Origin of the sequence: Ensifer adhaerens, from assembly GCF_020035535.1 — a bacterium.
In the GTDB taxonomy this organism is placed as follows: Bacteria; Pseudomonadota; Alphaproteobacteria; order Rhizobiales; family Rhizobiaceae; genus Ensifer.
The window spans coordinates 2,159,751-2,172,801 of sequence record NZ_CP083349.1 but is presented as its reverse complement, the minus strand read 5'-3'; the positions used below and the strand labels follow the sequence as shown (position 1 = coordinate 2,172,801).

At 63.2% G+C, this 13,051-nt stretch carries 11 protein-coding genes; 4 read left to right on the top strand and 7 right to left on the bottom strand.

Going from position 1 to position 13,051, the window contains the following annotated elements; translation table 11 throughout:
• Positions 1-38: 38 nt before the first annotated feature.
• The 5 genes from LAC81_RS10680 to LAC81_RS10660 all read right to left on the bottom strand — a co-directional run bounded on the left by LAC81_RS10680 (position 39) and on the right by LAC81_RS10660 (position 5,169).
• On the bottom strand, positions 39-485 hold the full coding sequence (locus LAC81_RS10680; protein ID WP_223724756.1) for a GNAT family N-acetyltransferase: 447 nt from the start codon (positions 483-485) through the stop codon (positions 39-41).
• 411 nt (positions 486-896) lie between these two features.
• Entirely contained in the window at positions 897-1,583 is a 687-nt protein-coding gene (locus LAC81_RS10675) for an RES family NAD+ phosphorylase (protein ID WP_223724755.1), read from the bottom strand.
• 4 nt (positions 1,584-1,587) lie between these two features.
• On the bottom strand, positions 1,588-1,992 hold the full coding sequence (locus LAC81_RS10670; protein ID WP_223724754.1) for an antitoxin Xre-like helix-turn-helix domain-containing protein: 405 nt from the start codon (positions 1,990-1,992) through the stop codon (positions 1,588-1,590).
• A gap of 165 nt (positions 1,993-2,157) precedes the next feature.
• Positions 2,158-3,915 carry an adenylate/guanylate cyclase domain-containing protein gene (locus tag LAC81_RS10665; protein ID WP_223724753.1) on the bottom strand — a complete coding sequence of 586 codons (1,758 nt, stop codon included), beginning with the start codon at positions 3,913-3,915 and terminating at the stop codon, positions 2,158-2,160.
• Positions 3,916-4,119: 204 nt separating this feature from the next.
• Positions 4,120-5,169 carry an aldo/keto reductase gene (locus LAC81_RS10660; protein ID WP_223724752.1) on the bottom strand — a complete coding sequence of 350 codons (1,050 nt, stop codon included), beginning with the start codon at positions 5,167-5,169 and terminating at the stop codon, positions 4,120-4,122.
• Between the two features lie 237 nt (positions 5,170-5,406).
• Between LAC81_RS10660 and LAC81_RS10655 the strand changes: the two genes are divergently transcribed.
• A complete protein-coding gene (locus LAC81_RS10655; protein ID WP_223724751.1) occupies positions 5,407-6,384 on the top strand; it encodes a SphA family protein in 978 nt (325 codons plus the stop codon).
• Between the two features lie 160 nt (positions 6,385-6,544).
• Positions 6,545-7,039, top strand: coding sequence for a hypothetical protein (locus LAC81_RS10650; protein WP_223724750.1), 495 nt, complete (start codon positions 6,545-6,547; stop codon positions 7,037-7,039).
• Between the two features lie 60 nt (positions 7,040-7,099).
• On the opposite strand, the gene LAC81_RS10645 is transcribed toward LAC81_RS10650, so the two are convergent.
• Entirely contained in the window at positions 7,100-7,780 is a 681-nt protein-coding gene (locus tag LAC81_RS10645; RefSeq protein ID WP_223724749.1) for a glutathione S-transferase family protein, read from the bottom strand.
• A 390-nt stretch (positions 7,781-8,170) separates the two neighbouring features.
• Here LAC81_RS10645 and LAC81_RS10640 point away from each other — a divergent pair, with 390 nt between their 5' ends.
• Positions 8,171-10,129: an elongation factor G gene (locus tag LAC81_RS10640; protein WP_223724748.1), complete on the top strand. Its 1,959-nt coding sequence runs from the start codon at positions 8,171-8,173 to the stop codon at positions 10,127-10,129.
• A gap of 83 nt (positions 10,130-10,212) precedes the next feature.
• Here LAC81_RS10640 and LAC81_RS10635 read toward each other — a convergent pair whose 3' ends face one another.
• Positions 10,213-10,644 (bottom strand): nuclear transport factor 2 family protein, encoded by a 432-nt coding sequence (locus tag LAC81_RS10635; protein WP_223727803.1) that lies wholly within the window; start codon positions 10,642-10,644, stop codon positions 10,213-10,215.
• 364 nt (positions 10,645-11,008) lie between these two features.
• Here LAC81_RS10635 and LAC81_RS10630 point away from each other — a divergent pair, with 364 nt between their 5' ends.
• Positions 11,009-12,985: an alkyl/aryl-sulfatase gene (locus LAC81_RS10630; protein ID WP_223724747.1), complete on the top strand. Its 1,977-nt coding sequence runs from the start codon at positions 11,009-11,011 to the stop codon at positions 12,983-12,985.
• Positions 12,986-13,051: the final 66 nt, after the last annotated feature.

Below are 13,051 nucleotides of genomic sequence, written 5' to 3'. Positions count from 1 at the left end.
TGATCCCATCCGCGCCGAGCGGGACGCAGCCCCGTGGTCTACTTCGACGTGCGATCCAGCCACATGACCTTTTCCTCGCCGAGCATCATGCCGGTCTCGCGGAAGCCGAAGCGGTGGTAAAGGGCGTGGGCGCGGGTGTTGTCCGGGTAGACGCCGAGATAGATGTCGCCGCATTCGGGGATCGTGGCCATGTGGTCGAGCAGGGCGGCCAGCGCCTTGGCGCCATAGCCCTTGCCCTGGTGGCGGGCGTCGATCATCAGCCGGTAGATCCAGTGATTGCCGTCATCCGGATCGAGCGCATACATTGCAAAGCCGACGGGGGCGCCCTCGGCCATGACGGCAAAACCCACGCATTCCGGGCGCTCGGCGAGTTCTTCGAGAGACTCCTCGTTGCTGGCGATGAAATTCATCTGGTTTTCGTGAACATCGAGCTTTCGGATGACCTCGGCATCGACGGCATCCACGGGCAAAAGTGTAATCGTCATTCGTTCCTCATGGTCGACGCTTTGCTTCCCGGCCGTCCTGCAGGCGCCTTCTCCCCACAGTGGGGAGAACGGACGATGCGGCGCTCGCAACGGCCACATCCCAAGCCTGGAGAACGCGCCGGTCGCGTCGCAGCCTACGCGAAACGGGCGGTCGTCAAGTGGAACGTGGTGCGGCCGTTTTCCTCTCCTCGCAGCCTAGGAGAAGGTGAGGCATGGCTTCCAGGTGCCGGCGCATATCCATCGGGGCAAAGGCGTCAATAACAATTTGATTTATAGGTGTTTTCTATTCAGGCCGAAGCCGGCCTCGGCAAGTGTAGCGCGAGAAACCGGAAAGGCGAGCCCTTGTCGGGGATGCGCATTGCGGGAACATTGCGGATCGCTGGCGGCTCCGCGGTCACACCGGTTCGCCGCTCAATCCTCGTCCATGCGCGGCTCCGGCGCGCCCGACCATTGAAAGGTGATGGTGCGGCCCTGGCGGACGTTTTGGATGACCGAGGGGCGGAAGACGGCGAGGCACTCGCCTTCCGGATCGCGGGTGGAGGGATAGATCAGGCCGTTACCGCCTTCGGCAAGAATGGTGGCGGCGAGCGCCTGGCCGGCGGGGTAGGCGACAGCGGTATCGGGGGAGAGATAGGCGGCTTCCTTTTCGCCGCGCACGTCATGGAAGCGGCAGGTGAAGCCGGCGATCAACTCGCGGTAACGGCCGATATCGTGGAAGCTACCGGCTTCGCGGAGCGCCCGGGTCCGGTGGTAGACGATCTCCGCCTGGCAGGTCTGAAGTGCGCCCGGGCCGAAGGCGCAGTACCAGGCGCCACGCTCCTCGCCATTGAAGCGGTTGCCCGGCAGGCGGGCATGGCAGAAGGCGGCATTGATCAGCGACCAGCCATAGCCGAAGGTCTCGTTCAGAAGCTCGGCCGGATCGACGCCGACGGGCAGGGCAAGCGGGCTCAGCCGCGCCGAGGTCATCGCCTCCAGCCGGTTGAGGATCTCGACCTCGTCGTCATCGTCGGCCAGCGGCTTGACCGCGGGCTCGGTTATGTAAGCGGTCGAGATCAGGCGGACGGTCGCCGGCTCGTTGAAATCGATTTCCGGGATCATCCGTTCACAGGCCGCCGCGCAGGCCATCGAGGTAGCGCCGCACCTTCAGCATCATGGGAATGCCGCCTTCGATCATCAGATCGACCGGTGAATGGCCATTGAACAGTGGGCCAGTGTTGACCGCCTTCGGCCACTGGTAGGTGAGCGGCCCGTTGAAGAAGAGGCGCAGCCCCTTGAAGATGCCGACGATCAGGCTCGCGCGCATGCGCTTGTCCTGGTCGAGCTTGCCCTTGAAGTCCCCCGCTTTCATGCGGTTCCAGGTGGCGATCGGCACATCGAAGAGCTGGGCGGCCTCCCTGTTGGTGAGATGCCAGAGGTCACAGGCTTTGACCACGGCCTTGACGATGACGGCCTCTTCCTGGCGGGCCGCTTGCCTGTCGGGGGCGAAAGCCGGTTGAGCGCTGGTCATGGTCGTCTCCTATGCGGTGACTGAATGTATCATATGATATGAAATGGCGATGTGGTGAGGAAAGTCAAGGGACGATGACGAGTTTGCTGTGTGGAGTGTTGCCGAAGGGATATCGGTGGCGAGGCTCGGCTTTGTCCGGCATTCGGTCGAGGTCAATCCAACTCGTCAATTGAGGCCGGCACGGGCTAGTCCCTCGATCAGGCGCGCGCGATCCTCGGCGCGCACGAAAGACGATGTTGCTCCGACAGCGTCGCGTGAGATGTCGGGAACGATCGATTTCAGCCGTCCGAGCAGGTCCTTGGCAGCCTCCTGGTTGTCCAGAAGCCCGGCACAGGCCGTGCCGATGATCAGCGGAACCGCGTGGCCGGATCGCAAGCGATGCGCCTCTCGCGCGTAACTCAACCCAAGCTCGTAATTCGCGCCCTGGAAATAGGCCATGGCGTAGTAAAACTGAAAGTCGCCGAGAAAAGCCTCGCGCGGGCTCAGCCTGAGGGCGTAGTCGATGCAAGGAATGGCATCCGCTGCGCGGCCCCCGTTGGCATGCGCAAGTCCCAACTGGCCGTGTGCAAACGCGGAGTTGGGATTGATCGCGACAGCCTGGCTGATTGCCGCCATTGCCAGAACATTGTCACGCGTGGCAAAGGCGATCATCGCCTGCGCAAGGTAGGTCCACGGTTCCTTGTCGTCCGCGGCAATGGCTTGCTGGACGAAATCCCTGCCAACGGCCAGGGCGTACCCCATGTCCTCCCACCCCTGGAACGCGCGCCACATGGTAATCCAGCCTTTCATGGCGAGCGCCTGGGCATAACCGGGAGCCAGTCCGATTGCCCGGTCGAGCAGGGGGAGCATCTTTTCGCTGCTCTCCTCAGACAATTGCGAACATAGGAACACCGCCCGCACGACGCACTCCCAGGCATCAAGGCCATGATGCGGCTTGGGACTTTCGCGGGCATGCTCTGCCGCGAGCAGTTCCGGCCCGATGCGGCCGACGACGCTTGCGGTGATTTCGTCCTGAATGGCAAAGATGTCGCCGAGGTCGCCGTCGTACCTCTCGGCCCAGAGATGGACTTCGGAGGCCGCATCGATGAGCTGCGCGCTCACTCTCATCCGGTTGCCGGCCTTGCGGACACTCCCCTCCAGAATATAGCGGACCCCGAGTTCGCGCCCGATGGCGCGCACATCCACGGGCTTTCCCTTGTAGGTGAACATCGTGTTGCGGGCGATCACGAAGAAGCCCTTGAGCTTGGACAGCGCGGTCGTGATGTCCTCGGTGAGCCCATCGCTGAAGAAGTCCTGCTCCGGGTCGGCGCTCATGGTGTTGAACGGCAGCACGGCAATGGATGGTCGGTCCGGAAGTGCGGGCCTCGGCGATGCCGTTTGTGCGGTCGTCCTTTCCAGAACGGGGCGGTACAGCCGCACCGGCCGGTCCATGTTCTTGAGCGCGCGTTCGCCGAGATACTCGTAGTCGCAGTCAAGCTTGCCCTGGAGGTGATCGTAGGCCGTGCCGGAGATGCAGATGCCGCCTGGATCCGCCACGGTCTGGAGGCGGGCGGCGATGTTGACGCCATCGCCGTAGAGATCCCCATCAACCTCATGGATCACATCCGCGAGATTGACGCCGATCCGAAAGATGATGCGTCGCTCCCGCGCGACATCGGCCTGGTTCTCGGTTACCCCCTTCTGGATGGCGACCGCGCACGCCACGGCATCGACGACCGAGCCGAACTCCACGAGCGCACCGTCGCCCATCAGCTTGACGATCCGGCCCTGATGCTCGGCGAGCAGCGGATCGATCACCACCCGGCGCAGATCCTTGAGAGCCGACAACGTCCCAGCCTCGTCATGTTCGACGAGGCGGGAATAGCCGACGACGTCAGCGGCCAGGATCGCGGCCAGCCGCCGCTCTGCTCTTGCAGTTGCCATGGCTGTCTCCCCCTCAGGAGATCCGCCGAATGAACCCCAGGCGATTGACGCGACATGCACAATCCGGCTGCCCGACACCGCGACCATGCCGGTTGATGATACCACCGCGGCGGTCATCTGGCGACGCTAAGGGAGTGCCGCCTTCAATGGCACTTGCTCCATAATGCCGAAGGAGCGTTGGCGGGCCGGATAGGGAACCGCCCTCTACAGATGCGGCCCCAGCAGCGACAGATCGGCCTCGCCGAGACGGTCCTTCGCGGTCCAGAGTTGGTGCCAATAGGGGTAGATCACCGGCGGCAGGCTGACGGCGTCGAGCAGTTCGCGTTCCTCGTCGGACAGCTTCAGGTTGGCGGCGGCGAGGTTGTCCGAGAACTGCACATCCGTGCGGCCGCCGATGATGACCGAGGTGACGCCCTTGCGGCCGATCAGCCAGGCAAGCGCCACTTGCGCCGGCGACACGCCGCGCTCGCCGGCGATGGCAACGAGCATGTCGACGATCTTCCACAGCCGCTCTTCGTCGCGGATCGGCGGCTCCTTCCAGCCGGCGAGCTGGCGGGTGCCCTCGGGCGTTTCGTTTCGGCGGTGCTTGCCGGAGAGCAGGCCGCCGGCAAGCGGGCTCCAGACGAGCACGCCGAGCCCCTGGTCGATCGAGATCGGCATCAGCTCGTATTCGGCCTCGCGCGCCTCCAGCGTGTAGTGGATCTGCTGGCTGACGAAGCGCTGCCGGCCTTCGAGCGCACTGATGCCGAGCGCCTTCATGATGTGCCAGCCGGAAAAATTGGAGCAGCCGATGTAGCGAACCTTGCCGCTTCGAACGAGGCTGTCGAGCGCCTCCATCGTCTCTTCGAGCGGTGTGAGGCCGTCCCATTCATGCACCTGGTAGAGATCGATGACGTCGGTCTTCAGCCGCTTCAGGCTCGCCTCGCAGGCGGCGATCAGGTGCTGGCGCGAGAGGCCGCCGTCGTTGGGTCCAGGCCCCATGGAGAAACGCGCTTTGGTTGCAACCAGCACGCCATTCTTGCGCTTGCCGCCGAGCACGTCGCCGATGATCTCCTCGCAGGCGCCGGTCGAGTAGATGTCGGCCGTGTCGATCAGGTTGACACCGGCATCGAGGCAAAGATCGACGTAACGGCTCGCCTCCTTGAGGCCGACGTTGCCGACCTCTGCGAACTTGCCGCGCCCGCCGATGGTCATCGTGCCCATGGTGATCGTGGAGATTTTCAGGCCGGAGCGGCCGAGCAGCCGGTATTCCATGGTCGCGGGTCCTTTGCTGGTGCAGGCAGAACGGAACGGGACGCAAGCCACCGTTGTGGATCAAGCCGAGCGTGTTTCTGGCCGTAAGGTAGCAGCGTGTTCCGGCCGGGCAAGGTGTGTACGCCTGCAACACCCTGCAAACGGATGTTCACGCTTGGTGAGGCTCCTGTTTCTTAGGGCTGGCTTGCACACGGTGAAATGGTATCGTCCCGGCCGAGAGATGAGGGGAATCACTCGATGAGCGTTGCGAAGAGTTTGCTGTCCGCATCGGCAATCGTTGCCGGCCTGGGTTCCATGGTTGCGCCTTCGACGGCGAATGCGGCTGAAAACGGCGCCGGCTTCTATCTGCTCGGTGCGCGCGGCCCGATGGCCGGCCTGCTGGCACCGCCCGGACACTACATCCAGAACGATACCTATTTCTATTTCGGCGAGCTCAAGGGCAACAAGCAGCTTCCGCTTGGCGGCGAGATTGTCGGCGAAGTCGATGCGAAGCTCTTTGGCGACTTCGTCACCGGCCTCTGGGTCCTGCCCGAGGAAGTGATGGGCGGCAATCTCGGCTTCACGGCGATCGTGCCTTTCGGCGGCCCCAACGTCGAGGCCACGCTTTCCGCCCCCAGGGCCGGCCGCTCGGCCTCTGTCAGCGACTCGATCTTCACGATCGGCGATCCCGTGTTCGGCGCCGTACTCGGCTGGCACGAGGGCGATTTTCACTGGACGGCGAACGCCACGGTCAACGTGCCGATCGGCGATTACCAGAAGGGTCAGCTCGCCAACCTGTCGTTCAATCGCTGGGCGGGTGACTTCACGCTCGCCGGCACCTGGTTCAATCCGGAAACCGGCCTCGACCTTTCGGGTGCGGCGGGCTTCACCTTCAACGGTGAGAACCCGGCGACCGATTATCGCACGGGTACGGAATTCCACGCGGAATGGGCGGTCACCCAGCACTTCAATCCGGAATTTTCCGCCGGTGTCGCGGGCTATTTCTACCAGCAGGTGACTGGCGACAGCGGCGCCGGCGCAAGGCTCGGCCCCTTCAAGGGCCGTATCGCCGCGATTGGCGGCACCATGGGCTACAATTTCAAGATGGCCGAGACGCCGGTGTCGCTGACGCTGAAGGTCTTCCAGGAATTCGGCGCCAAGAACCGGCCGGAAGGTACCGCCGGTTTCGTCACCGTTGCCTTCCCGATCGGCACGCCACCGGCGCAGGTGAAGTAAGCTTCGTCAGCGCCTGCTGCGCCGGCTCTTTCGGCCTCGGGCGCAGCCGGAGTTGCTTTGTCGCCGGATCGGCGCATACTGTCGTTATCGCTGGGCTGTGCTAAGGGCCCCGGCGGCTGGAAGATCATCGCGCTTTCGCCCCAGTTCAGGAGGTCGCGCGATGTATTCCGCGAAGATGCTTCTCCCCCACGAAATGAACGAGATAGATCAGATCTTCGGTGACATTCTGCGTGAGCGCGGCCTGACGCGAGATTGCGAGGCCGCGTCCACAATCGCAAAACGCATCCTCAATTGCTACCAGCGGGGGATCCGTGAGGCCGGAGCCCTGAAATACACGATCGGTTTCGAGCTGAGATCGGTGTCTCGGGAAAACGCTGACAAGCTCGTCCACGGGAGCCGGGAGGTCTTGATACACGAGATCGCAGGCGAAGTGGACGGCCAGATCAGCCCGGACGAACTCGACATGCTTCAACGCACCTTCGATCGGGTGTGCATCTGGTGCAACATCCCACGTTATGGAAAGCGCGCCGATCGGCTGGCGCGCCAGCTCACGGGTCAGCTCCGCAGCGGTATTTCCGACGAGACGGCTTTGTTCGAGAGCGCCATGTGGCTGGAGCAGCACTTCGGCGCCACATGGCGCCGCTCGGATGCCTGACTTCAACGCGATACGGCGACCTTTGCGCGTCTGACGCGGGCTGTAGGGTGAATTGCGCGCCTACATATCGACAAAGCGCGGCGGCATCAGGTTCCTGTATGGGAACATGTGGAAATAGGGCCGCGCTTCGGCGAGCACACGGCGCACGGAGGCGCGCTCCAGCAGGCGCTCGAAATAGGCCGAGAGGTGCGGGTATTTCTCATCGAAGGGCTCGACGATGCCGCCATAGAAGAGTGCGGGCGTCGCGGCGCAATCGGCAAGGCTGAAGGCATCACCGGCGGCGTATGTGTTGTCAGCGAAGTGCTTGTTGGCCATGCCATAGGCAAGGCCAAGCGCCGCGCGGGCGTCGCTGACGCCGCGGTGGTCGTTTTCGCCGGATGCGCGCAGCGTGTCCGTGACGATCTTCTGCATGGGCACATGGATATAGAGATCGAAGAAGCGATCCCAAAGCCGCGCCTTCAGCGCGGTGTCCTGATCATCGGGGATCAGCCGCTGGCGGCCGGGATAATGGCGATCGAGATATTCGATGATGATCGACGTTTCCGGCATCACAACGTCACGGGCGCTATCGGTGAGAACCGGCATCTTGCCGACCGGCCAGAGTGCGGCGAAGCGCGCTGCCTCCTCCGGATCCAGCAGATCGACAAGGCTGCTCTTGAAGGGCGTCTCGTTCTCATAAAGCGCAATCAGCACCTTATGGCAGAAGGATGCGAGCGGATGCTGGTAGAGTGTGAGGGACATGCGGAGGGTCTCCGGTTCGGACGGGTCCAATGGGCCGATGGCGTTGCGATAGAACTAGCGCCACGCTTTCGATTGTCGATCTCGATAAATGATATAATTTCACAACCGGTTTGCATAAACAATCGGATTTTGACGCCGAGCGAAGCTGATAAATGCGGCGGCGGGCGCCGGATCTGTGCCGATTTTGCGCACAGCCATTGAAAGCGCAAAAGCTGCCCTAGAATTAATAGAGGGAAGGGTGTCGTAACGCTCGGCGCCTCTACGGCACCGCGTCTTCATCAGGCGCGCAAAGGTCGCCGTAGTCCTTTGATCTGCTGCATGTCTTTGTCCTTAAATCGACGCCGTTTTGAGGAGACATGTATTGGCAATCGCGACAGGGGAGGATCGCCGATGCGCTGCTTCACGGTACTTGGGCCCTCACAGACCGGAAAGACCACGCTGGTAGAAAAGCTGGCCGGTCTGGAGGGGGCCTCCAGAAAAGCTGTTTCACCCTATGGACTGAACCTCACGGAATTCGAGTTTGGCGGCGAACCCTGGTGCGCGCTGGATGCGCCCGGCGGAACCGAGGCGCTAGGCCACGCGCAACATGCGCTGATCGCCAGCGACGCCTGTGTGCTCTGCGTCTCGCCGACGCCGGAAGAGGCCGTGCTGGCCGCACCCTATCTCAAGGTCATCGAGGCCTCCGGCACGCCCTGCATTCTCTTCATCAACCGCATGGACGAACCGCGGGCGCGGCTGCGTGACGTGATCGCGGCGCTGCAGGACTATTCCGGCCACATGCTGCTGTTGCGCCAGGTACCGATCCGCGAAGGTGACAAGATCGTCGGCACCTGCGACCTGATCTCCGAGCGTGCCTGGCGCTACCGTGAAGGGCAGACTTCGGCGCTGGTCGAGATTCCCGATACGGTGATGGAGCGGGAGAAGGAGGCGCGCGCCGAGCTTCTCGAACATTTCTCCGAATTCGACGACTGGCTGCTCGAAGAGCTGATCGAGGACCGGGCGCCGGCGAGCGACACGATCTATGCGATCTCCACGCGGCTGCTGAAGGAAAACCGGATCATCCCGGTGCTCGTCGGCTCTGCGAGCCATGCCAACGGCATCCTGCGGCTGATGAAGGCGCTGCGCCATGAGGCGCCTGATGTCGAGGCGCTGCGAAAAAGACTGGCGGCGGCCGGTCCGATGGCCGAGGCAGCACTCTCCGCCGTGAGCTTCCACGCCTACCACCGCGCCAATGTCGGCAAGACCGTGCTGGTGAGGGCGCTGACATCGGGGATCAAGCAGGGCTCGGCGCTCGGCGGCGGCAGCCTCGGCTCGCTGCAGGATCCGGCAACCGGAAAGCCGCTGCCGAACGCCACGCCAGAGGCGGGCGCGATCATCGCGGCGGTCAAATCCGAGCACCTGCCGGTGCCGGCGCTGCTTGCCGCCAACACCACAGCGGAAGCGCCGGACTGGACGGTGCCGCCGACGCCGATGCTGGAGCGCATATTGGTGCCCGACAGCGAGCGCGACGAGACCAAGCTTTCCGGCACGCTCGCCAAGCTCGCCGAGACCGACCGCGGGCTTGCCGTCATGCAGGAGGAGGGAACCGGCGCCCAGCTCGTCTGCGTGCAGGGGCCGATGCATCTGCGCGATCTCTGCAGGACGCTCGCCGACGTCTTCCATGTCGGCGTCACCGACAAATCTCCGAGCCCGACCTATCGCGAAACGGTGCTGAAGCCCTCCGACGTGCACTACCGCCACCGCAAGCAGACGGGCGGCGCCGGGCAGTTCGCCGACGTCAAGCTCAGCGTGCACCCGAACGAGCGCGGGACAGGCTTCTCCTTCGCCGAAACGGTGAAGGGCGGGGCGGTGCCGCGCAACTTCATCCCGGCGATCGAGGCCGGCGCCCGCGAGGCGATGGAGAAGGGCCCGCTCGGCTTTCAGGTGATCGATGTCGGCGTGACCTTGACCGACGGCCAGCACCATTCGGTCGACAGCAACGACTTCGCCTTCCGCGCGGCCGCCAAGATGGGCGTGCGCCAGGCGCTGTCGCAGGCTTCAGCCGTGCTGATGCAACCGGTCATCCGCATCGAGATCCACATCCCCTCGATCTATTCCGGCAGCCTCGTGCCGATCGTCTCCACCTACAAGGGCCAGGTGCTCGGCTTCGACCGCGACGAGACCGCCAAGGGCTGGGACATCTTTCGCGCCCTGGTGCCGGGATCGGCGCTCGACGATCTCGCCCGGGCGCTAAGGGCGGCCACACAAGGCATCGGCTACTTCTCCAAGAGCTTCGACCATTTCGAGGAGCTCTACGGCAAGGAAGCGGATGCGGTCATCCACGCGCATGGGGCGCAGCAGGCGGGATGAGAGTTGCGGGCTTGCCGCTGCCGGCATGCCGGCGGCAGCCGGGACTGTTGCTTCCACGCTGCTGACCGGCCTGCGGGCGGACGTCAGATGATGCCGTGTTCCTTCAGCAGCGCCTGCTCGTCGCCGGAGATCCAGCCGAAGACCTTTGCCTCTCCACCCACGACCTGGACGAGGTAGTGGACGTCGAAATCGATCGACGTATCCGCCTGGCCCTTTCGGGCATAGGTGGCCGTCCAGGCGGCATGCGCCATGCAATGGCAGTCATCGATCGGAGAGAGGCGGAGATCGCGCAGCTTCATCTGCCGGGTGCCGATCGCCCGGTAGTGCTCGTAGCCCTTCGCCATTACCTGTCGAAGCGCGTCGTCGTTCTTTCCCGACGTCACCCCGGTCGGCGAGGCGGCGATGAAATCCGAGGCGTAGAGGGTCAGGACCTCGTCCATCTCGACCTTTCCGGCGAGGGCGCGGCCAAACGTGGCTTCGTAGCGCGTGAACAACGCCCTTACGGCTTCTTCCATCGCATGTTCTTCCATGGATAAACCTCGGTATTCGTTGGGCATCTGTCTAACGGCCGGATGGCCTCAAGGTTTCAACGGGGCACCGGAACGATCGGAAAATGCTCTTGTATGTGCGGTGTCTTCCGACACTTTGCCGTCGCTTGCCCCAGAAGGGGCACTCGCGATCGCTGGCTTAGGCAAAGCGCGTCGGCCAAGGTTACAATTAACAGTTACGTACTTCCCGTCCGATCATAATTGGTAGTTGATCGATCCCGACAGCGACGGCTGTTGCGAGAAAGCGCTTCGACGCCTTCTTCAAGTGCAGTCTCATCCAGGCGACCACGTCGCCCGGCACTTTCATCCGAACAAAACAGGAGAAGTGAGAATGCGAATTCAGCGTTATTTGTCAGGCCTTTCGATCATCGCGCTGGTGGCGGCCGGTGCAGTGTCTGCTCAAGCCCAAAGCCCGCAGAAGGACGCCACCGAGGCGACGAAGGCCGCCAACGCGGAACTGCTCAAGCAGCTGCCGTTCAATGACACCAGCGATTTCGAGGACGCCAAGCGCGGACTGATTGCGCCGCTGCCCGCCGAGATCGTCAAGACCGAGGGCGGTGATCCCGTCTGGAACCCGCAGCAATACGGCTTCATCAAGGAAGGGGCGCCGGCACCCGACACCGTCAACCCCAGTCTCTGGCGGCAATCGCAGCTGATCAACATCAGCGGCCTCTTCGAGGTGACCGACGGTATCTATCAGCTGCGCAACCTCGACCTTTCCAACATGACGATCATCGAGGGCAAGGAGGGCATCACCGTCGTCGACCCGCTGGTGTCGGCAGAGACGGCGAAGGTCGGCCTTGAACTCTACCGCAAGCATCGCGGCGACAAGCCGGTGAAGGCGGTGATCTACACCCACAGCCATGTCGACCACTATGGCGGCGTGCGCGGCGTGGTCGACGAAGCCGACGTCGCCTCCGGCAAGGTCAAGATCTATGCCCCGGAAGGCTTCCTTGAAGCCGCCGTCGCGGAGAACGTCATGGCGGGAACGGCGATGAGCCGGCGCGCGAGCTATATGTATGGCAATCTGCTGCCGCCCGATCCGAAGGGGCAAGTGGGCGCCGGCCTCGGCACGACGACCTCCGCAGGCACCGTGACCCTGATCCCGCCGACCGACATCATCACCAAGACCGGCGAGAAAAAAACGATCGACGGGCTGACCTACGAATTCCTGATGGCTCCGGGATCCGAGGCACCCTCGGAGATGCTCTGGTATATCGAAGAAAAGAAGGCGATCGCCGCTGCAGAGGACGCGACCCATACTCTGCACAACACCTACTCGCTGCGCGGCGCCAAGATCCGCGAGCCGTTGCCCTGGTCGAAATATCTCAACCAGGCGCTGGTGATGTGGGGCGACAAGGCGGAAGTCATTTTCGCCCAGCACCATTGGCCGAACTGGGGTAACGACAAGGTCGTCGCTCTCCTGTCGAAGCAGCGCGACCTCTACCGCTACATCAACGACGAGACCCTGCGCATGGCCAACCAGGGCATGACGATGCGGGAGATCGCCGAGGCCTTCAAGCTTCCCGACAGCCTGTCGACCTTCTGGGCGAACCGCGGCTATTACGGATCCGTCTACCATGACGTTGCGGCAACCTACGTGCTCTATCTCGGCTGGTTCGACGGCAATCCCTCGACCCTTCACGAACTGCCGCCGGTCGACGCCAGCAAGCAGTATGTCGAATTCATGGGCGGAGCGGACGCCGTCCTGGAGAAGGCGAAAAAGTCCTATGAAAAGGGCGACTATCGCTGGGTCGCCGAGGTCGTAAACCATGTGGTCTTCGCCGACCCCAGCAACCAGGCGGCCAAGGATCTGGTGGCCGACGCGCTGGAGCAGATGGGATACCAGGCGGAATCCGGCCCGTGGCGCAATTTCTACCTGTCGGGCGCACAGGAACTGCGCAACGGACTGGTGAAGGCAGGAACGCCAAGCACCGCCAGCCCGGACACGGTTCGCGCGATGTCGCTCGACCTGTTCTTCGACTATCTCGGCGTTCGGTTGAACCGCGAGAAAGCCGGCGATAGCAGGATCACGCTCAACTTCGACTTCGGCGAAAAGGACGGAAAATACCTCGTCCAGCTCGAAAACGGGGTGCTCAACAACACCCCTGACCTGCAAGCGGAGAAGGCAGACGCCACGGTCACGCTGGAGCGCGCCAGCCTTGATAGCATCGTGCTCGGCGAGACCACACTCGACAAGGCGATGTCCGACGGCAAGATCAAGGTTGACGGGGACAGCGCCAAACTCGTGCAGGTGATGTCGATGATGGACAACTTCGAATTCTGGTTCAACATCGTCACGCCGTAACAACTACTCTGTCGGCCAGCCGTCCAATAGGCGGCTGGCCCCTCTACCTTTGCGGCCTTTGCAGGG